Origin of the sequence: Paraburkholderia sprentiae WSM5005, from assembly GCF_001865575.2 — a bacterium.
Lineage (GTDB): Bacteria > Pseudomonadota > Gammaproteobacteria > Burkholderiales > Burkholderiaceae > Paraburkholderia > Paraburkholderia sprentiae.
In genome coordinates, this window is sequence record NZ_CP017561.2 from 2,219,462 (window position 1) to 2,241,085 (window position 21,624).

Annotated in this window: 21 protein-coding genes and 1 tRNA gene; 10 read left to right on the top strand and 12 right to left on the bottom strand. The window is 65.0% G+C overall.

Translation table 11 applies throughout. From position 1 onward, the window contains the following. Positions 1–72: 72 nt before the first annotated feature. Together BJG93_RS10065 and proP are read left to right on the top strand one after the other, a co-directional pair. The gene (locus tag BJG93_RS10065; RefSeq protein WP_026225286.1) at positions 73–345 is read left to right on the top strand and encodes an oxidative damage protection protein; all 273 of its coding nucleotides are present in this window, start codon (positions 73–75) and stop codon (positions 343–345) included. A gap of 719 nt (positions 346–1,064) precedes the next feature. Beyond that, the gene (proP, locus tag BJG93_RS10070; RefSeq protein ID WP_027198147.1) at positions 1,065–2,534 is read left to right on the top strand and encodes a glycine betaine/L-proline transporter ProP; all 1,470 of its coding nucleotides are present in this window, start codon (positions 1,065–1,067) and stop codon (positions 2,532–2,534) included. A 68-nt stretch (positions 2,535–2,602) separates the two neighbouring features. Here proP and BJG93_RS10075 read toward each other — a convergent pair whose 3' ends face one another. The 8 genes from BJG93_RS10075 to BJG93_RS10110 all read right to left on the bottom strand — a co-directional run bounded on the left by BJG93_RS10075 (position 2,603) and on the right by BJG93_RS10110 (position 9,994). Then, on the bottom strand, positions 2,603–3,091 hold the full coding sequence (locus BJG93_RS10075; protein WP_027198148.1) for a metallophosphoesterase family protein: 489 nt from the start codon (positions 3,089–3,091) through the stop codon (positions 2,603–2,605). Beyond that, positions 3,088–3,906: a hypothetical protein gene (locus tag BJG93_RS10080; RefSeq protein WP_027198149.1), complete on the bottom strand. Its 819-nt coding sequence runs from the start codon at positions 3,904–3,906 to the stop codon at positions 3,088–3,090. The genes BJG93_RS10075 and BJG93_RS10080 overlap by 4 nt, the downstream gene beginning before the upstream one ends. 2 nt (positions 3,907–3,908) lie before the next feature. Next, positions 3,909–4,484, bottom strand: coding sequence for a TMEM175 family protein (locus BJG93_RS10085; protein WP_027198150.1), 576 nt, complete (start codon positions 4,482–4,484; stop codon positions 3,909–3,911). 153 nt (positions 4,485–4,637) lie between these two features. After that, positions 4,638–4,991: a cupin domain-containing protein gene (locus tag BJG93_RS10090; protein ID WP_027198151.1), complete on the bottom strand. Its 354-nt coding sequence runs from the start codon at positions 4,989–4,991 to the stop codon at positions 4,638–4,640. 28 nt (positions 4,992–5,019) lie between these two features. Beyond that, entirely contained in the window at positions 5,020–6,417 is a 1,398-nt protein-coding gene (locus BJG93_RS10095; protein WP_027198152.1) for an FAD-containing oxidoreductase, read from the bottom strand. A gap of 130 nt (positions 6,418–6,547) precedes the next feature. Then, entirely contained in the window at positions 6,548–6,736 is a 189-nt protein-coding gene (locus BJG93_RS10100; RefSeq protein ID WP_027198153.1) for a hypothetical protein, read from the bottom strand. 135 nt (positions 6,737–6,871) lie between these two features. Further along, on the bottom strand, positions 6,872–9,187 hold the full coding sequence (locus BJG93_RS10105) for a putative bifunctional diguanylate cyclase/phosphodiesterase (RefSeq protein ID WP_027198154.1): 2,316 nt from the start codon (positions 9,185–9,187) through the stop codon (positions 6,872–6,874). Positions 9,188–9,316: 129 nt separating this feature from the next. Next, positions 9,317–9,994 (bottom strand): SH3 domain-containing protein, encoded by a 678-nt coding sequence (locus BJG93_RS10110; RefSeq protein ID WP_034479516.1) that lies wholly within the window; start codon positions 9,992–9,994, stop codon positions 9,317–9,319. Positions 9,995–10,298: 304 nt separating this feature from the next. Here BJG93_RS10110 and BJG93_RS10115 point away from each other — a divergent pair, with 304 nt between their 5' ends. Continuing rightward, positions 10,299–10,892 (top strand): lysozyme inhibitor LprI family protein, encoded by a 594-nt coding sequence (locus tag BJG93_RS10115; RefSeq protein ID WP_027198155.1) that lies wholly within the window; start codon positions 10,299–10,301, stop codon positions 10,890–10,892. Positions 10,893–10,974: 82 nt separating this feature from the next. Here BJG93_RS10115 and BJG93_RS10120 read toward each other — a convergent pair whose 3' ends face one another. Both BJG93_RS10120 and BJG93_RS10125 read right to left on the bottom strand, forming a co-directional pair. After that, complete coding sequence (locus BJG93_RS10120; RefSeq protein WP_027198156.1) at positions 10,975–11,268, bottom strand: helix-turn-helix domain-containing protein; 294 nt, start codon at positions 11,266–11,268, stop codon at positions 10,975–10,977. A gap of 46 nt (positions 11,269–11,314) precedes the next feature. Continuing rightward, positions 11,315–12,748 carry an aminotransferase-like domain-containing protein gene (locus BJG93_RS10125; protein ID WP_027198157.1) on the bottom strand — a complete coding sequence of 478 codons (1,434 nt, stop codon included), beginning with the start codon at positions 12,746–12,748 and terminating at the stop codon, positions 11,315–11,317. 160 nt (positions 12,749–12,908) lie between these two features. Here BJG93_RS10125 and BJG93_RS10130 point away from each other — a divergent pair, with 160 nt between their 5' ends. Next, positions 12,909–15,245, top strand: coding sequence for an FdhF/YdeP family oxidoreductase (locus BJG93_RS10130; RefSeq protein ID WP_027198158.1), 2,337 nt, complete (start codon positions 12,909–12,911; stop codon positions 15,243–15,245). A gap of 37 nt (positions 15,246–15,282) precedes the next feature. Here BJG93_RS10130 and BJG93_RS10135 read toward each other — a convergent pair whose 3' ends face one another. Further along, the gene (locus tag BJG93_RS10135; RefSeq protein WP_027198159.1) at positions 15,283–15,786 is read right to left on the bottom strand and encodes a M48 metallopeptidase family protein; all 504 of its coding nucleotides are present in this window, start codon (positions 15,784–15,786) and stop codon (positions 15,283–15,285) included. Positions 15,787–15,905: 119 nt separating this feature from the next. On the opposite strand from BJG93_RS10135, the gene BJG93_RS10140 reads away from it, so the two are divergent. The 3 genes from BJG93_RS10140 to BJG93_RS10150 all read left to right on the top strand — a co-directional run bounded on the left by BJG93_RS10140 (position 15,906) and on the right by BJG93_RS10150 (position 18,053). After that, positions 15,906–16,463, top strand: a complete 558-nt coding sequence (locus tag BJG93_RS10140; protein ID WP_231337395.1) for a hypothetical protein — start codon at positions 15,906–15,908, stop codon at positions 16,461–16,463. A 384-nt stretch (positions 16,464–16,847) separates the two neighbouring features. Beyond that, complete coding sequence (locus tag BJG93_RS10145; protein WP_027198161.1) at positions 16,848–17,624, top strand: hypothetical protein; 777 nt, start codon at positions 16,848–16,850, stop codon at positions 17,622–17,624. Between the two features lie 9 nt (positions 17,625–17,633). After that, positions 17,634–18,053 carry a DUF4279 domain-containing protein gene (locus tag BJG93_RS10150; protein ID WP_034479519.1) on the top strand — a complete coding sequence of 140 codons (420 nt, stop codon included), beginning with the start codon at positions 17,634–17,636 and terminating at the stop codon, positions 18,051–18,053. Positions 18,054–18,307: 254 nt separating this feature from the next. Here BJG93_RS10150 and BJG93_RS10155 read toward each other — a convergent pair. Continuing rightward, positions 18,308–18,392, bottom strand: a tRNA-Leu gene (locus BJG93_RS10155). A 141-nt stretch (positions 18,393–18,533) separates the two neighbouring features. On the opposite strand from BJG93_RS10155, the gene BJG93_RS10160 reads away from it, so the two are divergent. The 3 genes from BJG93_RS10160 to BJG93_RS10170 all read left to right on the top strand — a co-directional run bounded on the left by BJG93_RS10160 (position 18,534) and on the right by BJG93_RS10170 (position 21,613). Continuing rightward, positions 18,534–19,628, top strand: coding sequence for a LacI family DNA-binding transcriptional regulator (locus tag BJG93_RS10160; RefSeq protein ID WP_027198162.1), 1,095 nt, complete (start codon positions 18,534–18,536; stop codon positions 19,626–19,628). A gap of 81 nt (positions 19,629–19,709) precedes the next feature. Next, a complete protein-coding gene (locus BJG93_RS10165) occupies positions 19,710–20,792 on the top strand; it encodes an ABC transporter substrate-binding protein (RefSeq protein ID WP_027198163.1) in 1,083 nt (360 codons plus the stop codon). Beyond that, positions 20,789–21,613 (top strand): ABC transporter permease, encoded by an 825-nt coding sequence (locus BJG93_RS10170; RefSeq protein WP_027198164.1) that lies wholly within the window; start codon positions 20,789–20,791, stop codon positions 21,611–21,613. The genes BJG93_RS10165 and BJG93_RS10170 overlap by 4 nt, the downstream gene beginning before the upstream one ends. The last annotated feature ends 11 nt before the right edge of the window (positions 21,614–21,624 follow it).

The following is a 21,624-nucleotide window of genomic DNA, read 5'->3' on the forward strand; positions in this document are numbered from 1 at the left end:
CAGCAACCATTTTTCATGGGACCGGAGTAAGTGCTAAAGCACCAACTCCGGTCGACACAGGAGAAGCACAGCATGACTCGTATGGTTCAATGCGCGAAGCTCGGCAAGGAAGCCGAAGGCCTCGATTTCCCGCCGCTGCCGGGCGAACTCGGCAAGCGGATCTACGAAAGTATCTCGAAGGAAGCCTGGCAGAGCTGGTTGAAGCAGCAGACCATGCTGATCAACGAGAACCGCCTGAACATGGCCGATCCGCGCGCGCGGCAGTATCTGATGAAGCAGACCGAAAAGTTCTTCTTCGGCGAAGGCGCGGATACCGCGTCGGGCTACGTGCCGCCGTCGGCCTAGGGTCGGCGCGTCCGGCATGATGCGACGTCTCGCCCGAAGCGGGTGACCGCACGCCAAAAATCCGCGCCGCGAGCGCGGATTTTTTTCGCCCCGACCTCGGCTGTGCGTCGCGTCATCTTGGGCTAAAAAAGCGCTCGGAAATGTTCTAAGCGGTTCGTTTCGGAGACCGCTCCGACCCCGCCAGATCTCCCGCCCCACAATGGATTGAGCCGAATCAGCGGCCCGGCGTGACACGCCCGGTTTGCATGATCCTCTGCCATCGTGCTAACATGTGCGTCGTTTCAACGGCAATTCACCTTCATTCGCGTTCTTTCATGTTGACTCGCCCTGCGCTTTCCGCGCTCGCGTCATCGTGAATTGAACTGTTTTTAAACAAGAAGGCTCGTCGGTCGTTTCCCCGCCTAACGCGGAAAATTCAAGACCGGCCTTTTTCGTTTCAAGCCTTCAGCGGCGCATGGGTCATGCTTCCAGCCAGCCCGGCGTCCTCCATGCATCTGCCCCCCTTCCACGGCCACGCAGGTGCAACAGTCAGCACAATTTAGACGAGTGTTTTTTCGCGAACTTATCGCGAGGCGCGGGCGTTTGCTTCTTTTCGCCATCTGTTTCGCCACCGGATAACCGGTGTCGCGGATATTCTCGCCTTGCTCACGAAATTGCACTTCCCAGCAACCGTGGCGGAACGCATCACCAGTTTCGTCGCAGTCATTGGAGTTTTAACCTTGACCGCTTCCAGCAACGGCTTCTGGCGACATCACAAGCAGGAACAACGCCTTTCCCTCGACGACATCACCGTCGTCGATCACTCCCTCCTGAAACGGGCCGTCGGCGCGATGGCGCTCGGCAACGCGATGGAATGGTTCGACTTCGGCGTGTACAGCTATATCGCGGTCACGCTCGGCAAGGTGTTCTTCCCTTCGTCGAGCCCATCCGCGCAGCTCATCGCGACCTTCGGCACGTTTGCCGCGGCATTTCTCGTGCGTCCGATCGGCGGCATGGTGTTCGGGCCGCTCGGCGACCGCATCGGCCGTCAGCGTGTGCTGGCCATGACGATGATCATGATGGCCGCGGGCACCTTCGCGATCGGCCTGATCCCCAACTACGCGACGATCGGCATCCTGGCGCCCGCGCTATTGCTGCTCGCGCGCCTCGTGCAGGGCTTCTCGACCGGCGGCGAATACGGCGGCGCAGCGACCTTCATCGCGGAATTCTCGACCGACAAGCGTCGCGGCTTCATGGGCAGCTTCCTCGAGTTCGGCACACTGATCGGCTACGTGCTCGGCGCGGGCACGGTCGCGCTGCTGACGGCGACACTGTCGAACGACGCGCTGCTCTCCTGGGGCTGGCGTGTGCCGTTCCTGATCGCCGGACCGCTCGGCCTGGTGGGTCTGTACATCCGCATGAAGCTCGAGGAAACCCCCGCGTTCAAGAAGCAGGCCGAAGAGCGCGAAGCCGAAGAACGCGCGCTGCCCAGCCAGTCGTTGCGCCAGTTGCTCGTGCAGCAGTGGAAGCCGCTGCTGCTATGCGTCGGCCTCGTGTTGATTTTCAACGTGACCGACTACATGGCGCTGTCGTATCTGCCGAGCTATCTGTCGGCGACGCTGCACTTCAACGAAACGCACGGCCTGTTTCTTGTGCTGCTCGTGATGATCCTGATGATGCCGATGACGCTCGCCGCCGGCCGTCTGTCCGACGCGATCGGCCGCAAGCCGGTGATGCTGCTCGGCTGCGTCGGTCTGTTCGCGCTGTCGATTCCCGCGCTGCTGCTGATCCGCATGGGCACGGTGCTGCCGGTGTTCGGCGGTCTGATGATTCTCGGCGTGCTGCTGTCGTGCTTCACCGGCGTGATGCCGTCGGCGCTGCCTGCGCTATTCCCGACCAGGATCCGCTACGGCGCGCTCGCGATCGGCTTCAATATCTCGGTGTCGCTGTTCGGCGGTACCACGCCGCTCGTGACCGCATGGCTCGTCGAGCGCACCGGCAATCTGATGATGCCCGCGTACTACCTGATGGGCGCATCGCTGATCGGCATCGCGTCGGTGCTGGCGCTGCGCGAAACCGCGCGCAAGCCGCTGCTCGGCTCGGGTCCGTGCGTCGCGACGCGCGCCGAAGCGCATGCGGTGCTGCGTGGCGAGCGCGAGGCCGAGGAGATGGATGAAAGGTTTGCGGCAACTGCGACCGCGCGCGCCTGATCCGCACAGTCATCCCGCGCGAAGCGTAGTGTCGAAGCGGGCCGGCGAAATTCGCCGGCCCGCTTTTTTTACCTCAGCAGCGCATCGAAGGTCGCACTGACCTGCGCGCCTTCGACAATCAGCCTGCCCGCGCACACCGGCAGCGTGAAGCGCCGCGGCCCCGCACTACCCGGATTGACGTACAACACGCCGTCGCGCTCGGCGATCGACGGCTTATGCGAATGACCGCTCACGACGACGCGAATGCCTTCGTCCTGCGGCACGCAGCCGAGCTCGGCGATGTCGTGCACGACGAGAATCGTCACTTGCTGCACGGTCAGCCGCGCGTGCGTCGGCAGCGAAGCGGCCCAGTCGCCGGTATCGTTGTTGCCGCGCACCGCGGTGAGCGGTGCGATTCGCGCGAGCGCGTCGAGCACGGCCGGGTTGCAGATATCGCCCGCGTGAACGATCGCGTCGCAGCCGTCGAGATAGCGCAACGCTTCGGGACGCACGAGGTTGTGCGTATCGGAGATGAGCCCAATGCGGGCAGCAGGCGAAGCGGATGAGCGGGAAGTCATGCGCAGTCTCGCTCCGCTTGCGGTCCAGCCAGTTCTCGCGCCGCCGCCTGAGCGCTGCGCTGCGCAGACAGCATGCGCCGCGTCAAACCTTGCACGACGACCGACACCACCGCCGCACACGCAAACCCCGTCGCCACGCCGTACAGCGGCAGCAGCATTGCCGTCACCGCGAAGAAAGCCGCCAACGAGCCGCGCCCGACCACCATGCCGCGCATCAGTAGGGCGACGAAGTCCGCGCCATGCGCACGCTGCGCCGACACCGCGAGCACGCTGCCGAGCAGCGGAAACACCGACAGCACACCACTCCACGCCGCACCCATCGATACCGACGTCGTCGTCACCGCCAGCGTCAGCAATGCGCCCGCGAGCATCCGCACGGCCAGATCCGCTCGCCCGACGCGCGCCGCCGGCACATGGCCGGTCGCGCGCGGCAAGCTGCCCTGCGACACCGCGACGGCCACGCATGCGGCCGCCACCGCCCACCCCAGCGAGCCGGGCATGCGCACGATCAGCAGCGCCGCGCCGAGCCAGCCGGCCATGCCCGCGACCAGCGCCAGCGGCCAGTCGAAGCGCCGGCAGGTCCACCCATAAGCAAGATTGAACGCCTCGGACGCGGCGATCGCGGCAATCGACGCCGCCGACGCCTGCGCCGCGAACGCGGGCCCGCGCTCGAGCGCGAGCAGCAGCACGATCGGTCCGGCGACGACCGGCAGCCCCGCGAGCCATCCCGCGACCGAGGGCCCCCAGATACGCGCGGCCGCCGTCAGTGCGGCGAGAAAGGCCGGCACCAGCACGAGCTTCAGTGCGAGCAACATGCTCAGGCCTCCAACACGTGTTCGATGCGCCGGTCCGGCACGAACCACCACGCGGCGGCGAGCGCGTACAGCGCGGCCGACGCCCACGGCACGACGAACGCGAGCCCGATGCCGGTCAGGTAAATGACGACGGAGACCTTGCCCTTGAAGTCCTTGCCGAGCGCTTTGGCCAGCGTCGACTCGCGGCCGTGCTGAAGGATCAGCGTGCGCGTCAGCATGAAATACGCGATCGCCGCCATGAACAGCACGATGCCGTACATCGCGGTCGGCCATGCGGCCAGATGGTTTTCGCCGACCCAGTGCGTGACGGCCGGCAGCAGCGACAGCCAGAACAGCAGATGCAGATTCGCCCACAGCACCTTGCCGTTGACCTTCTGCACCGCATGGAACATGTGATGGTGATTGTTCCAGTAGATTCCGACGTAGACGAAGCTCAGCACGTAGGCGCAGAACACCGGCACCACCGGGCGCAGCGCCGCGAGATCGTGGCCTTCGGGCACCTTCAGCTCGAGCACCATGATCGTGATGATGATGGCGATTACGCCATCGCTGAAGGCTTCGACGCGTCCCTTGCCCATGCTGCGATGTCCGGAAAATGAATGCGGTGGGGCGCACAGCCCGCCCGCGCCTTGCAGGTGAGGCGAGCCGCGCCGCTGCCGATTATCCGCGATGGTGCAAGGCTTTGTCGATGCGCGCGAGCCGGCCACGCGGATGGTGCGATCCGCCGCGACTCACGGGTAATACACCGCGAGCCACACGCTCGGCTCGGTGTCGCTCGTCCATGCGACGCGGTGCCGGCAATGCGCTTCGATCAGCATGTGATCGCCGGGCTTCATAGGATGCGGCTCGGCGTCGCCGGCGAATTCGAGCACCGCGGCGCCGGCGAGCAGCACGACCCATTCGGCGCGCGGGCTGTCGTACCAGAAGCCGGGCGGACTCGCGTGCCCGCTCGAAACGATCCGCTCGATCGTCACGCCGCCTTGTTCGACGAGCGCGTCGACACGCTCGTCGAGGGCGCCCCCGGATTGCGCGACGGCATCGAACAGGTTGCCGCTGCTACGCGCGGGTTTGATCGAGCTTGTCATGTGCGAGTCGTGCGGGCGTCAAGGCCGCTCATCGCATCGGCTTCAGACCATCGAGCAGCGTCGGCACCAGTTCGCTGATCGTCGGATGCACGTGCATCGCGTATTGCAACGTCGGATACGGCGCACCCGCGGTCATGATGTCGACGAACGTATGGATCGCCTCGTCGCCCTCGATGCCGTGAATCGCCGCGCCGAGTATCTGTTTGCTGTGCGCGTCGACGAGCGCCTTCATAAAACCGTCGGTTTCGCCGCGCTCGCTCGCGCGGCCCACGCGCGACATCGGCATCGTCGCGATCAACGCTTCGCGGCCGCTCTTGCGCACCTCCTCCTCCGACATGCCCACGCGCGCGAGCGGCGGATCGACGAACACCGCATAGGTCATGATCCGCGTGTCGACGCTGCGCGCGCCGCCGTCGAGCAGGTTCGCCGCGACGATGTGGTAATCGTCGTAGGACGTATGCGTGAACGCGCCGCGGCCGTTGACATCGCCGATCGCCCAGATGCCCGGCGCGCTGGTGCGCAACTGGCCGTCGACGATGATCGTGCCGTGCCGGTCGGTCTCGATGCCGGCCGCGTCGAGACCCAGATCGTCGGTGTTCGGCCTGCGGCCGGTGGCCAACAGCAGGTGCGACGCCTCCATGGCCGGAATGTTCTGATCGAAGCCGATGCACACGTCGTTCGGCCGATGCGCATGCGGCTCGACGCGGGTCGGCTGCACGCCGAAATGAAACTCGATGCCCTCGCGCGCGAGCACCTGCTGCACCGACTCCGCCAAATCGGCATCCTCACGATTGAGCACGCGCTCGCCGCGCACGAGCACGCTGACGCGGCTCCCGAAGCGGCGAAACACCTGCGCGAATTCGAGCGCGATATAGCTGCCACCGACGATCACCAGATGATCCGGCAACGCGGTCAGTTCGAGCAGCGTCGAGTTCGTGTAGTACGGAATCCGCTGGATGCCTTCGAGCGGCGGCACGACGGCGCGCGTGCCGGTGTTGATGAAGACCTCGTCGGCGCTGAGCTCGTTCAGCAGTTGGCCGTCACGCCCGCTGATCACGAGCGTGCGCGCGCTGGTGAAGCGCGCGTGGCCGTTGAATACCGTGACGTTTTGCGTGCCGCGCAGCCATTTTTCGACGCCGTTGCGCGACTGTCCGATGATCTGGTCTTTGCGCGCCTTAACGGCGGCGAGATCGACGCTGACGGAGCCCACCTGCACGCCGAGGTCCGCCGCATGGCGCGCCACGTGCGCCGCGCGGGCGCTCGCCACATAGGATTTGGTCGGCGTGCAGCCAACGTTGACGCAAGTGCCGCCAAACTCCGCGCGTTCGATCACCGCGGTGCGGCGGCCACTTTGAGCGAGGCGCACGGCGAGCGGCGAACCGCCTTGTCCGGTACCGATCACGGCTGCGTCGAAGTGCTGTGACATGGCAACTCTCCCCGGCTGGGTGCAGGTCGTAGCATCTTACGCTCAGTGCCACGCGCTGCCATGCCATGTCTGATTGTGCGGGCGCTTGGGGGATGACTGCGTTGTTACTGCGCTTGCTCCGCGGGACTTCTCAGCCGTGGCAATGAACCGCGCAAATTAATTCGCGCGAACGTTGCAGCGCGGCGTGCGCGCCGCGCGCCGCGAATACCCAGCCAACCTGGCCGAGATTGAAGTCCTGCGACACCATCACCTGCATGAGCGCGACCATCGGCAGCACGACCGCTGGCCGGTAAAGCTGGTTTCTGAGCAACTCTGACATGACGACCCCCATCGCGGGGCGCCGCTGCGGCACCGCGCACCCATAACGTTTCGATGGGGGAATTTTAGGGACTGCGTTGCCGCCGATAAATAGCGGCAACGCGAAGTCACTTGTTCGGCAATCTGAACAATCGCATCAGGACGCGTTCGCCATGCCGATCATCTGCGCGTCGCACAGCGTGCGCGCATACGCACTCGCGCCCACCGGCCGGCTGTACAGATAGCCCTGCTGCTTGTCGCAATCGATCGCGCGCAGGAATGCGGCCTGCTCGACGGTCTCGACGCCCTCGGCGGTGACGTTCATGCCGAGCGAGTGCGCCATCGCGACGACCGCCTGGGTGATCGCGATCGAATCGCGATGATCGGGCAGCCCCGCGACGAACGAGCGGTCGATCTTCAGGTTATGCAGCGGAAAGCGCTTCAGGTAGGACAGCGACGAATAGCCGGTGCCGAAGTCGTCGACCGAGACGCGCACGCCCATCGCGTTCAGCGCGCTCAGCATCGGCAACACGGTGTCGCTGTCGCTCATCAGCAGCCGCTCGGTGATCTCGAGTTCGAGCGCGGACGGTTCGAGCCCGGAGCGCGCAAGACAGCGTTCGATGCGCGCGAGCAGCCCGTCGTTGAACTGCCGCGGCGACAGGTTCACCGCGACGATCAGATGGGGCGCCAACGTCCGCCGCCACTGCGCGACCTGCTCGCAGGCGCGTTCGAGCACCCAGTCGCCGATCTCGACGATCAGACCGGCGTCCTCGGCGACCGGAATGAATTCGCCCGGCGACACGTTGCCAAGCTCGCTGTTGTACCAGCGCAGCAGCGCTTCCGCGCCGATCGTGCGGCCGCTCTGGCTATCGACGATCGGTTGATACACGAGGCTCAGCTCGTGGGCGGCGAGCGCGCGGCGCAGCGACTGCTCGATCGTGAAACGCCGCTGCAGATGCTGGTTCAGCTCGGCGGTGAAGAACTGGAAGTTGTTGCGGCCGCGCTGCTTGGCGTGATACATCGCCGAGTCGGCGTTGCGCATCAGCGTCGCGACGTCCTGACCGTCCTCCGGAAAAAGGCTGATGCCGATCGACGCGCCCAGGTAGTACTCGTTGCCGGCCACCGCGAACGGCACCGCGATCATGTCGAGAATGCGGTGCGCGAGGCCGATCAGCTCGCCGGTATTGCCGTACGCGCTGGCGACGATCACGAACTCGTCGCCGCCGGCGCGCGCGAGCGTGTCGCTGCGCCCGACGCAGGCCGACAGCCGCTCGGCGACGCTGCGCAGCAAGGCGTCGCCGGCCTCGTGACCGGCGGTGTCGTTGACCTTCTTGAAGCCGTCGAGATCGACGAACAGCACCGCGACGCTGGCGAACTCACCACCATGGTCGCCAGCGGCGCGCGGCGCGAACAGGTCGTGCATCCGCTCGGTCAGATAAGCGCGGTTGTAGAGACCCGTCAGGGAATCGCGCGTGGCGAGGTACTTCAGTTGGCGCTGCGCCTCGCGCACCGGCCCGATGTCGGAAAACGAAATCAGCACTGAGTCCGGCTCACTGTCGCCGGGACGCAGGATCGGCACGACGTTCTCCGTGATCCACACGACTTCGCCGCTCGTCAATTCGAGGCCGACCGTCACGCCGAGCATCGGTTTGCCGGTCGCAAAGACCTGCGAGACCGGACGGTTGTCTTCACCGATGACCGAGCCGTCCTCGCCGAACGCACGTGTCATCACGGTCCCCATGCTGCGGCCGACCACCTCCGGTGTCACGTGCAGCATGCGTTGTGCACTTGGATTGCAGGCGAGCACGATGCCGGTGCGCGACTGCACGACGATGCCCTCGCTCAGATGATCGACGACCAGCCGGTGGCGCTCCTCGCTATGCGCGAGGCGCCGCGCCATCGCGTCCTGATGAACCGCGAGGCCGACGCTGCTGCCGATGTCGCGCAGCATCGCCTCTTCCTCGGCCGTCGGACGGCGGGTGGCACGATAGTAGACGGCGAAGGCGCCGAGCACGATGCCGGCGTCGTTTTCGAAGGGCACCGACCAGCATGCGCGCAGGCCGTGCGGCAACGCCAGGTTCCGGAAGTTTTCCCATAGCGGATCGGATTCGATGTCGTCGACGATCACCAGACGCCGCTCGAACATCGCGGTGCCGCACGATCCGGCGCGCGGACCGATCGCGGCGCCCTCGATCGCGGCGCTGAACGCGGGCGGCAGCGACGGCGCGCCGCCGACGCGCACATGTACGCCGTCCGGGTCGAGTAGCAGGATCGAGCAACACGCGCCGTCGCCGAGCAGCGCCTCGGCGCGACGGCAGACTTCGTCGAGCAGCTCGGGCAGCGGCGCGTTGCGAGTGATCAGCCGCAACACGCTGCGCTCCGATGCGAGTACTTCCTCGGCCCGTTCCAGCCGATAGCGCGCGCCTTCCGGCGCGGCGGTCGTCGTGCCACGTGATGTCGCTTCGCAAATCATAATTGCGCCCCCCCAACCCAACATCGGCAAGTAAGTGTACGCGGCACACCGGGGTTTACGCTAAGTCAGCGCGAAAATCTGCCATGTATCGCATGCGGACGGTTGCGGGGGTGACGGCGGGGTCAGGCTTCAATGGTTGCCACCGCCTCTCGGAGGGCGCGTTCCGCCGCCACCACCGGGTCCACCGCCTTGGTGGCCGCCTTGGGACCCGCCGTGATGACCGCCAGCAGGACGATTGCCGCCGCCCGGCGGATGACCGCCTCCGCCGCCTTGCGGTGCGCCGGGAGGACGCCCGCCGGCGTTGCCCGGATGCGGTCCCCCCGGCGCACGCCCGCCGCCATGCCCAGGCGGCGGCCGCCAGTTCGGTGGCGGATGCCCGGCGCCGGGTCGCGGCGGCGGGGGCGGCGCATGACGCGCCCAGCGAGATCGCTGGCCGTACCACGGCTGCCCGCGATAGTAGTTGCCCCAGTAATCGTTGATCGAGAACGCGAGGATCGGCAAGCCGAGCGCGGCGCCGTAGTTCAGCGGCATGTTGCCGCCCTGGTACGGCGAACTGAGCCGCGATGCATACACCCAGCCGCGCAGATTCGGCGCGGCGACGTCGCACCACTGATAGTTGCTCAGGCACCCCATCACCGTCACCGGAACCCCACCCGGCAGTTGCGCGACGATCGGGTAGTCGGTCGCCGGGCCCGCGCGCACGTTGGTTCCGCTGTTCGTATAGGCCTGCGACTGCGCGCTGGCCACACCGGGCAAAGTGAGCAGGCCGGCTGCCACCGAAAGACCGGCCACCAGTTGTCGTTTCATTCGTTCTCCCATTTTCGACGGCCGCTTTCGACCGGGCTGGCCATGGGCCCCCACTTCCTATATAGACGTTGCGCCCACTACATGACATGCGAACCTGCGCCAGCGCCGATCGAAGCCGCTCGGTACCGCCGCCGCGCCGCGCCCGCGCCCGTCGCGCTCACGTCCGGCAGAATGCCCGCCGACAACCGGCGCGGCAACATCTGGTAACGACCGGCCCGAACTCCCGCGTTGTTCGGACCTCCGCGCCGCGCGCGACCGGTCGATCATCGGCGGCATCGTCAATCGATGCACCACCGGGAACCCGATGAACCTCTTCCGCTCGCTTCTGATCGCCGGACTGCTGCTCGCGCATTCCTACGCCAACGCCACGAGCTTCGACTGTCAGCGCGGCCGCTCGCCGACCGAGCGCATGATTTGCGGCGACGCCGCCCTCTCGACGCTCGACGACACCTTGGGCGAACTCTACTGGAAGGCACGTCGGCGAGTCGCCCAGCGCCGCGCGTTCATCGACGACAGCGACAGCAAGTGGGCCTGGCGCGAAGCGAACTGCCGCGACGCTGCCTGTTTGCGGACGTGGTACGCGACACGTATCGACGAATTGCAGCGGCTGCTGGCGAGCTGGTCGAGCGGCGCGCGGCATGCGGCGTCCGTCGATGCGCAAGCGAACGCGGACGCGTCGACGCTGCAATGCACGGCCGCGAAGCCCGGCCTCGTCGTGAACGAGCAGTGTGCGAGCGTGTTCGGCCAGTCCGGCAAGCGGTGGAAATATCAGCCGCGTGACGCCGACTGGTTCTGCGGCGTGGCCACGCTCGCGGCGGCGGACATGACGCCATTGCAAGCCCCAGCGCAGATGCAGATGCAGACGCAACGGCAGGTGCAGGCGAGCGCCGGGCAATGAGACGGCGAGACCCGCTGGCAACGACCGCTGTCATCGCGCGTGCCGAACGAATGGCGCGTCGGCGGCAGTTTCGCCGGGCGGCTTAGTCGGCGGCGGCGGACGGCTCGCCGCCCTGTTGCGTGCCGAACAGTTCCGCGCAAAGCTGCGCGCCGATTTCACTCAGCGACGCCGCCCCGGTGCCATCGTCGTGGAACATCGTGTCGACGAGACCGCCGTCCGCGAGCGCCGTCAATTGCCGCCGCAGGCTGCTCATCGGCACGCCCGCCTGCTTCGAGAGCTTCGCGAGCGACCACGAGCGCCGGGGCGTCTCACGGTGCGCGCGCCATAGCTGCGCGAGTATCGCGGCGAGCTGCGGGTCGATGTCGTCGTCGTTCATGCGCGTCTCCTTGTCGTGATTGTCAATTGCATCGGCACCGCGCCGTTCACGCCATCCGCGTGGCAAGCTCACCGAGCGTTTTCAATGCCGCCTCGGCCTGCGCGGTCCACGGATAGCTGTAGTTGAGCCGGATAAAGTGCCGAAAATCGTTGCGCGTCGAAAACATCATGCCCGGCCCGACCGTGATCCCGCGTTCGAGCGCCGCCTGATAAAGCCGCATCGAATCGATCGTCGCCGGCAGTTCGACCCACAGCACGTAGCCGCCCCGCGGCGTCGACACGCGCGTGCCGACCGGGAAGAAGCGCAGGACCAGCGCGCTCATGATGCTCGCCTGCTGCCGGTACACGCGGCGCAGGTGCCGCAGATGCCGGTCGTAGCCGTCCTGGCGCAGATAATCGGCGACCGCGACCTGCGGCACCGACGGCGTCGTCAGCGTATTCAGGAACTTGAGCTTCTCGACCTGCGCGCGATACCGCCCCGGCAGCGCCCAGCCGATCCGGTACGACGCCGTCAGGCTTTTCGAAAACGACGCGCAATGCAGCACGAGCCCTTGGGTGTCGAAGGTCTTCAGCGTCGACGGCCGCGTGTCGCCGAAATACAGCTCCTGGTAGACGTCGTTCTCGATCGCCGGAATCTCGTGCGCGGCCAGCAGTTCGACCAGTTGCCGCTTGCGCTCGTCGGACATGCAAAAACCGAGCGGATTCTGGAAGTTCGGCATCACCATACATGCGGCGATCTTCTGCCGCGCGATCACTTTCGCGAGCGCGTCGATGTCGATGCCGTCGACCGGATGCGTCGCCACCTCGATCGCGCGCATGCCGAGCCGCTCAATCGCGTGCAGCATCGCGTAGTAAGTCGGCGATTCGACCGCGACGGTGTCGCCCGGCTTCGCCACCGCCTGCAGGCTCAGGTTGATCGCCTCGGTCGCGCCGAGCGTGATCACGATCTCGCCCGGATCGACCGGCAGACCGTTGTCCGCGTAGCGCCGAGCGATCTGCCGGATCAGCTCGGGGTTGCCCGGCGGCAGATCGTCGATCAGGTTCCAGCTCGCGTGACGCCGCGCGATCGCGTTGGCGTACTGGTTGATGCGCCGCCACGGGAACAGCGACGGGTCCGGATACGGCGAGCCGAACGGCACGGCGTCGTGGGCGCGGATGCTGCGCAGTGTCGACAGCACCAGCCGGCTCACGTCGACCGTCGCAGGCACCGGCGGCGGCGCGGACTTGCCGCCCGCGCGTGCCGCGGCGGGCGCCGGTGCGAGCGCCCGCGCCGCGGCGTCGCGCACGAAATAGCCGGACTGCGGCCGGGTCTCCACGATGCCGCGGCTCTCCAGCAGCGCATACGCATGCAGCACCGTCTTGATGCTGACGCCGTGCTGGTGGCTCGCCTGACGCACCGACGCGATCCGCTCGCCGGCCGCGAACACGCCACGGCGCACGGCTTCGGTGATTTCGTCGGCGAGTTTTTCGTAGAGCTTCATGCGGTTCGGGCGGCTTCGGGTAGCTTCCGGCGGTTTCAGATACCGTCCCGGCACTGTACTCCTATTCTTTCCGATTTTCTGTGTCCGATCAGATTTGTGGAACACAGTACGCTTGTGCCGTTGGTCTCCAAAGCCCCTCGAATCTGTCCATCGCCACGTCATGAAGAAGAACGAAGCACAAGCCGAAGCCCGCATCGAGCCGTACAAGCACCCCGCCGCCGGATGGGGCGCGCTGAAGTACGTCGCCATCAACCTGCTCAAGGAGAAGGTCGCTGGCGGCAACTACCGCACGCTGCTCAAGCAGAACCAGCCTGACGGCTTCGACTGCCCCGGCTGCGCGTGGCCGGATCGCGAACACGCGTCCACGTTCGAGTTCTGCGAAAACGGCGTGAAGGCCGTGGCCGCCGAGGCGACAGGCAAGCGCGTGACGCCCGCGTTCTTCGAGCGGCATAGCGTCGCCGAGCTGATGACGCAATCGGACTTCGAGCTCGAGCAGCACGGCCGCCTGACCGATCCCCTCGTCTACGACGCCGCCCGCGACCGCTACGTGCCGATCGGCTGGGATGACGCATTCGAGCTGATCGCAAGTCATCTGCAGCGCCAGGGCGATCCGAACCGCGCCGCTTTCTATACGTCGGGACGCGCGAGCAACGAAGCCGCGTTCCTGTACCAGCTGTTCGTGCGCATGTATGGCACCAACAATTTCCCCGATTGCTCGAATATGTGCCACGAGGCGACCAGCCGCGGCCTGCCGCATACGGTCGGCGTGGGCAAGGGCACGGTCACGCTCGACGACTTCGAACACGCGGACACGCTGCTGATCTTCGGCCAGAACCCGGCCACCAATCACCCGCGCATGCTCGGCGAGCTGCGCGAATGTGCGAAGCGCGGCGCCACGATCGTGTCGATCAATCCGCTGAAGGAGCGCGGCCTCGAACGCTTCGCGAGCCCCCAGCATCCGGTCGAAATGCTGACGATGGGCAGCACCAGGATCAGCTCGGTGTTCATTCGCCCGAAGGTCGGCGGCGACTTCGCGCTGATCAAGGGCGTCGCCAAGCGCGTGCTCGAACTCGACGATGAAGCGCTCGCATCGGGCCTCGAAGGTGTGCTCGACGTGGGCTTCATCGCCGAACACACGGTCGGCTTCGCGGCTTTCGCCGATGATCTGCGCGCCGAGCGCTGGGACACGATCGTCGCCGAGGCAGGCGTGCCGCTCGACGAGGTGCTGAAGCTCGCCGATATCTATGTGAAGGGCCGCGCGGTGATCTCGACGTGGGGCATGGGTCTCACGCAGCACAAGAACTCGGTCGCGACGGTGCAACTGCTGTCGAACCTGATGATGATGCGCGGCAATATCGGGCGCCGCGGCGCGGGGCTGTGCCCGGTGCGGGGACACTCGAACGTGCAGGGTGACCGCACCGTCGGTATCGAAGAGAAGCCGACCGACGCGTTTCTCGACCGCCTCGGCGCGGCCTACGATTTCGAGCCGCCTCGCGAGCACGGACTCGATGTCGTCAACACGATTCAGGCGATGCTCGATGGCAAGGTGAAAGTGTTCATCGGCCTGGGCGGGAATTTCTCGATCGCGACGCCGGACACGCCGCGCACCTGGGCCGCGATGCGCGCGTGCGACCTGACCGTGCACGTGACGACGAAGCTCAATCGCAGCCACCTCGTGCATGGTCGCGACGCGCTGATCCTGCCGACGCTCGGGCGCACCGAGATCGATGTTCAGAACGGCGTGGCGCAAGGCGTCAGCGTCGAGGATTCGATGAGCATGGTGCACATCTCGTACGGGATGAACAAGCCGGCATCGGACAATCTGCTCTCCGAAGTGGCGATCGTCGCGCACATGGCGCACGCGACGCTCGGCAGCGGCAAGGTGGACTGGCTCGCGCACGCGGCCGATTACGCGCTGATACGCGAGGGCATCGCGAAGGTGATCGACGGTTTCGGCGACTACAACGAGCGCCTGAAGCATCCGGGTGGCTTCCATCTCGGCGTTGCGTCGCGCGATCGCATCTGGAAAACGCCGAGCGGCAAAGCACAGTTTCTGGTGCACCCAATCGCGCTCGACACGCCGATTCATCAGGCGCGCAAGCGTTACGGCGAACGCCTGATGACGCTGATGACCACCCGTTCACATGATCAGTACAACACGACGATTTACGGTCTCGACGATCGCTATCGCGGTGTGTACGGACAGCGGCGCGTGCTGTTCGCCAACAAGGACGATCTCGCGATGCTCGGTTTCGCGGCCGGTCAGCGCGTGGATATGACGAGCGTGTGGGCCGACGGCATCGAGCGACGCGTGGATGGTTTTCTGCTCGTCGAGTACGACATTCCACGCGGCTGCCTCGGCGCATATTATCCGGAGACGAATCCGCTGGTGCCGCTCTCCTCGGTCGCGGATGGCGCGGGCACGCCGACGTCGAAGTCGATTCCGGTGTTGTTGACGGCATCGGTGCTTGAAGATGCCGTTGTTGTGGCGGCTTGAATCAGCACTATCTTCCGCGCCTGCTGCGCGGTCGGTTTCACGCTGTCTTTTTCGCCAGATCGCGATGCGTCAGATAGAGACGCAGATCGAATTCGATCTGGTGGTAACCCGGCTGCATGAACTCGCATAACCGATAGAACGCCTTGTTGTGATCGCTCTCCTTCAGATGAGCGAGTTCGTGCACGACGATCATCTTCAGAAACTCCGGCGCCGCGGCCTTGAATAACGACGCGATGCGGATTTCCTTCTTCGCCTTCAGCTTGCCGCCCTGCACGCGCGAAATGCTCGTGTGCAGACCGAGCGCGTGACGCATCACGTCGAGCTTGCTGTCGTACGTGACCTTGTCGATCTGCTCGGCACTGCGCAGATGTTCGCGTTTGAGCTCCGCGCAGTACGCGTAGAGCGCGCGGTCGGTTTGAACGTCGTGCGTGTTCGGGTACCTTTGCGCGAGGTAGGAGCCGAGCTGATCGGCGGCGATCAGCGTTTTCACCTTGTCTTGCAGAGGTGCGGGGTAGCCGGTGAGGTATTTGAGGGGGGACATGAACGCGGATTCGGATTTGCGGGGCTGATGTTACGCATGGTCGGGCTGATGGACAAGCTTGGGCATTTTCCGGATGCCGCCCCGTTCGGAGCTGAATAAAAATCAGGCTAGGCAGCTCCATGACGATATCAGTAAGCAAGGTCTCGGGTATCACGAAATATTGGAGCGGGGGCACGACATGTTTGGAGGCGGTGATGATTGATACAAGGACAGAAATTGCGGGGCGGCTTACCGTGCTCGTCGGGCTTGATGTGAGCTGGGTCAGTCATGCTGGAGACATGGTCACTGTGCAATTTGGCCCGCAGCGACGGTACACGCTTAGGGGAAGAAGTCGGGAGGATGGAGCGTGGGCGCTTCATGTGCAATGTGCCTGGCAGCTCGAACGAGAGGGCTTCACCGTAGCGACGAGAGCGGATCTGCGGGACTCCGATGAAAAGGCGCACGCCACGGCGCGGCGCTTGCATGAAATATTCGTGGGGCAAGGACCTGTCAAGGTCGAGGATGCATCGGCAGACGACGCAGGCGGCATCGTCGTTTCGTTCTCGCGAGGGTATCGCCTTGTCGTGATCCCGGACCGCGTTGAAGATGACGAAGACTGGCGCTTCTTCGCGCCGGGCAACGATGCCGCGCATCTGGTCATCGAGGGGGGCGCGGTCGCACCCGAGTCTTTCGACTGATACGCAGAGGCCGATCGTCGCGGGTCGGCTTTTTTTGTGCGGGCCGGTAAGGCACAGCCTGAGTGTCGATTTTTTGTCTCTTCGAGGAAGCGCTCGCGGACGTACGCGCCGTATTGGCGCGAACAGCGGCTTCGGGCGCATGATCTGCTGCGCGAGGGCCACCAGCGGCTGGAAAAGCTCATAGACCAGCGATACGGTCGCTGCCCGCGAGCATTCGCGCTACGGGCGCGAAAAACCGCAGTATTCCTGCGGGCGCTTTTCTCTCTTTCACCGAGAGCCGTGGAGATTTTGGGCGGTCGCCCATGTACGGACTGCCTGTCGCACGGTAATTATCTGACTGCTGTCAACCCCGTCAGCGATTTCAGATAGACCATCGACACACCTATGTCCCAGTCCGTATTTGAGATGCACTCCGTGGAGCTGTCCTGCCAGCGGCCACCAGGGGCCTGTTATGTCATCTGCGACGAATGGCACTATAAAGCGTGCCTCGGCAAGGCCGCAGACCTTCAGAGGGCCAAGGCGGAGACCCGGGAATTTCTTGACATTGCCCAACTGAATCACAGGGCGTGGCAGAAGGACCGGAAACTGATCAGGAATCTCATTGGCAGTCACTGGCTGTTTTTTCATCGCGTACGGGACCGCAACCCTGACACCGATGGCTGGTGGGTCATCGTCGCTCTTCTCGAAGAGGTGCGCCGGGGTGCCCTGCTTGCCATTAAAGGTCCGCGTAATGGCCTGTTTCCGTCACCGTACAGCAGCACGCCGTTGCGGAATATCGCAGCGAGGGCCGGCAATCGCCGGGACGGCGAATCTGCGCTGTCTGTCCAGTATGATCCGGCCACCTGGCAAACCCGGCTGAACGCTGCGCGCGCAGCCAGGGCTGGCGATAGAGGCGCATCAACGCTGCTCGGCGACGCGCAGCCGTTCGAGTATGTGCCTGATGCGTTGAGCGGCGATGTCGTTGAACTCGCCGCGAGCACCAATAACCCACGCTATGCCGCCAAGATGCTTGGATACGATCAAAACACGTTCAGCGACATGCTTCACGCTATGAAGCAGTACAACAAATTGCGCGGCGACAACAACGTAATCTGGCATGACGTTGGAGACGTGGAATTTAACGGCGTGATTATCGACAACATGCACAGTTGGGCACCCTAAAGGAATGTTATGGTAACGACCCATCAACTTGCACATGCTTCTTTCACTATCTATCAGGACGTGGAGCGGCCCGAATTCTGGACAAACTACTTTGGCGTTGAACCGGACATGCAGAGTGTTCGGGGACAATTCCGCACTACACCATCGGGGCGCACTAGCAAGTACCCCGCTCGAATTGGTGTATGGGGTGTGCATAGCAAGGGGCATGTTCAGAGTAATATTCTTGCGCCTCACCTTCGCTATCTGGTCGAACGCTTGGCATTGCCCCGATCAGACCTGCCCGAATTGCTCAAGCGCACTGGCGCGCATATGCGTTTCTTCTGTTATTGGGACAACGAGAGCGGCGACCGCGTGCCTGATGTGCCCGACGACATTCGCACCATGATGGAAGCCATGGGCGGCACGGTTGAGATTGATGAATATCGATAGAGCCTCGCTCGAGTGCACAAGCCGATCCTCGCGAGTCGGCTTTTTTTTTGCGAGCTGGTAAGGCACAGCGCGAGTGTTATGGGCCGCACTTCTGAATTAATCCTCTATGCCGCAAACATGCACGGCCCACGCTTCCATCATTGGGCGGCGCTGTTCCAAAAGATTGTCCCGCTGAGGTAGTCAGGCGACCGTCCCGCCTTTGATCGGAATGACTTCGCGATCCGCGCCCATTCAGCCTGTCTCAGTTCAGTATTTGGTGCCGGGGATCGGACTCGAACCGACAAGCCGTGAGGCGGCGGATTTTAAGTCCGCTATGTTTACCAATTTCATCACCCCGGCAGGGGTTGCAATCGCGCGTGGACGCGAATTCTACCATCACGTCGCGGCAGCCCAAAAAGCGTCCGACGCCGCATTCATCCCCAAGTCATAAACGTTTCCGATAATCCGCTCACGAAAACGATTACAGCGGCCAGAAAACCGATGACCCCGACGATCAAGGATGTCGCCGCCCACGCCGGCTTTTCCATCGCCACGGTATCGCGCGCGATCAACGCGCCGCACACCGTGAACCCCATCACGCTCGACAAGGTGCGCCAGTCGATCGACGCGCTGAACTTCCGTCCGAGCCCGCTCGGCCGGCAATTGCGCGGCGAGCGCACGCGCCTGATTGGCGTCGTTCTGCCGACGCTCGCGAATCCGGTGTTCGCCGAATGCCTGCAAGGCATCGACGATCTCGCGTCAGCGCAAGGCTATCGGCTGATGCTGATGACCACGCAGTACGACGTGGATCGGGAACGTCACGCGATCGAAACACTGCGCGAGCATCGCGTCGAAGGGCTGATCCTGACAGTCGCCGATGCCGACACGCATCCGCTGCTCGACGAACTCGACCGCAACGGCCCGCTGTACGTGCTGATGCACAACGACACGGTGCGCCGCCCGTCGGTGTCGGTCGACAATCGCCTCGCCGCCTACGACGGCGTGCGCCGGCTCATCGCGCACGGCCATCGCCGCATCCTGATGCTGGCCGGCTCGTTCGCCGCGTCCGATCGCGCGCGTCAGCGGCATCTCGGCTACACGCAGGCGATGCAGCAGGCCGGCCTCACGGCCGCGCCCGCGCTCGAAGTCGATTTCAACGCCGAAGAACTCGCGCCGTCCGTGCTCGCGCACCTGACGCACGGTGCAAACCGTCCGACCGCCCTCTTCTGCAGCAACGACCTGCTCGCGATGGTCGTGATGCGCGGCCTGCGTCGCGCGCGTCTGAGGATTCCGCAGGACATGTCGATTCTCGGCTTCGACGGCCTAGCGATGGGCGAACTGTTGTCGCCAGCGCTCGCGAGCATCTGCGCGCCGAATCGCGAGATCGGCTGCGCGGCGTGGCAGCGGCTGCTCGCACGGATCGACGGCGCACGCGACGAGCGCGCGTTCTCCGCAAGCTCGCTCACGTTGACGTTGCCGCACAGCGTGCGCGAAGGCGCGACGATCGCGGCGCTCGCGGCGCACGCGCACCTCGACGCAGTGTCGCCAAGCCGCGTGGTGAGCGCCGCGGCAAGCACGGAAAAGCCGTTCGCATAAGAAGCCAAATCAAGGCACGCCGATACGCGCGCCCAACCGTCATCACCAACTCGCGCAACCATCCGACCCAGGAGACCCGCAGTGACCCGCTCATCCTCACGGTTCGCATCCTCGCTCAAACCGCTCTGGCAAAAACTCTCGCACGCCGCTGCAACCGCATTGCCGGCGAGCCTCGTCGTCGCCGGCGCGGCGCTCGTCGCGCTCGCGCCGCAAGCCGCGCGCGCCGACGAAACCGCGATCTGCTACAACTGCCCGCCCGAATGGGCCGACTGGGCGAGCCAGATCAAGGCGATCCAGCAAAAGACCGGCATTCGCGTGCCGTTCGACAACAAGAACTCGGGACAATCGATCGCACAGCTGATGGCCGAGCAGAAAAGCCCGGTTGCAGACGTCGTATATCTCGGCGTGTCGTCGGCCTTCCAGGCGAAGGACAAGGGCCTGATTCAGCCGTACAAGCCCGCGCATTGGGACGACATTCCCGCCGGCCTGAAAGACCCGCAAGGCTACTGGTTCACGATCCACTCGGGCACGCTCGGCTTCTTCGTCAACAAGGACGCGCTCGAAGGCAAGCCGGTGCCGCGCTCGTGGGCCGACCTGCTGAAGCCCGAATACAAAGGCATGATCGGCTACCTCGATCCGTCGAGCGCGTTCGTCGGCTATGCGGGCGCGGTCGCGGTCAACCAGGCGCTCGGCGGCACGCTCGATAACTTCGAGCCGGGCCTCGACTGGTTCAGAAAGCTCAAGGCGAACGCGCCGATCGTGCCGAAGCAGACGGCGTACGCGCGCGTGCTGTCCGGCGAAATCCCGATCCTGCTCGACTACGACTTCGACGCGTATCGCGCGAAGTACAAGGATCACGCGAACGTCGAGTTCGTGATTCCGCAGGAAGGCACGATTTCGGTGCCGTACGTGATGAGCCTCGTGAAGGGCGCGCCGCACGAAGCAAACGGCAAGAAGGTGCTCGATTTCGTGCTGTCCGACGCAGGCCAGAAGCTGTGGGCACAGGCGTATCTGCGGCCGGTGCGCGCAAGCGCGATGAGCGCCGAGACCGCCGCGCAGTTCCTGCCCGCGAGCGAATACGCACGCGCAAAGCCGGTCGACTTCGCGAAGATGGCCGGCCAGCAGTCGAGCTTCGGCGAACGCTATTTGCAGGTGATGCATTGAACGACGTCACGTTCCCGCTGCGCTGGCGCATCGCGTTGCTCGCGCCCGCGCTCGCGGTGTTCATCGCATTCTGGCTGCTGCCGATGGGCGCGCTCGCGCAGCTCTCCGGCGGCGGCCGCGCGTTCGCGACCTATCGCGCGATGCTGACGAATGCGCGCTACATGTCGAGCCTCGGCGCGACCGTCGTGCTGTCGGCGGCGGTCACGGCGGCCACGCTGGTGCTGTCGGTGATCGCGGGGCTGCTGCTCGCGCGACGCGAGTTCGCCGGCAAGCGCGCGCTGCTCGCGCTGCTGACGTTTCCGCTCGCGTTTCCGGGCGTCGTCGTGGGCTTCATGGTCATCATGCTCGCGGGTCGTCAGGGGCTGATCGGCGCGCTGTCGCTGAAACTCGCGGGCGACCGCTGGGTGTTCGCGTATTCGATGAGCGGTCTGTTTCTGGGCTACCTGTATTTCTCGATTCCGCGCGTGATCGTCAACGTGATGGCGTCGGCGAGCAAGCTCGATCAATCGCTCGAAGAGGCCGCGCGCTCCCTCGGCGCATCGCCGTGGCGCATCACGCGCGACATCGTGCTACCGGCTTTGTCGCCCGGACTGATCGCGGCGGGCGCCGTGTGCTTCGCGACCGCGATGGGTGCCTTCGGCACGGCGTTTACGCTCGCCACCGACATCGACGTGCTGCCGATGACCATCTATACCGAGTTCACGCTGAACGCGAACATGATGACGGCCGCGGGCCTGTCGATCGTGCTGGGCATCGTCACGTGGGCGGTGCTCGCGATCGCGCGCAGCGTGAGCGGTGCGGGCGTGGCGGCGAGCGCATGAACGGCGCGTCG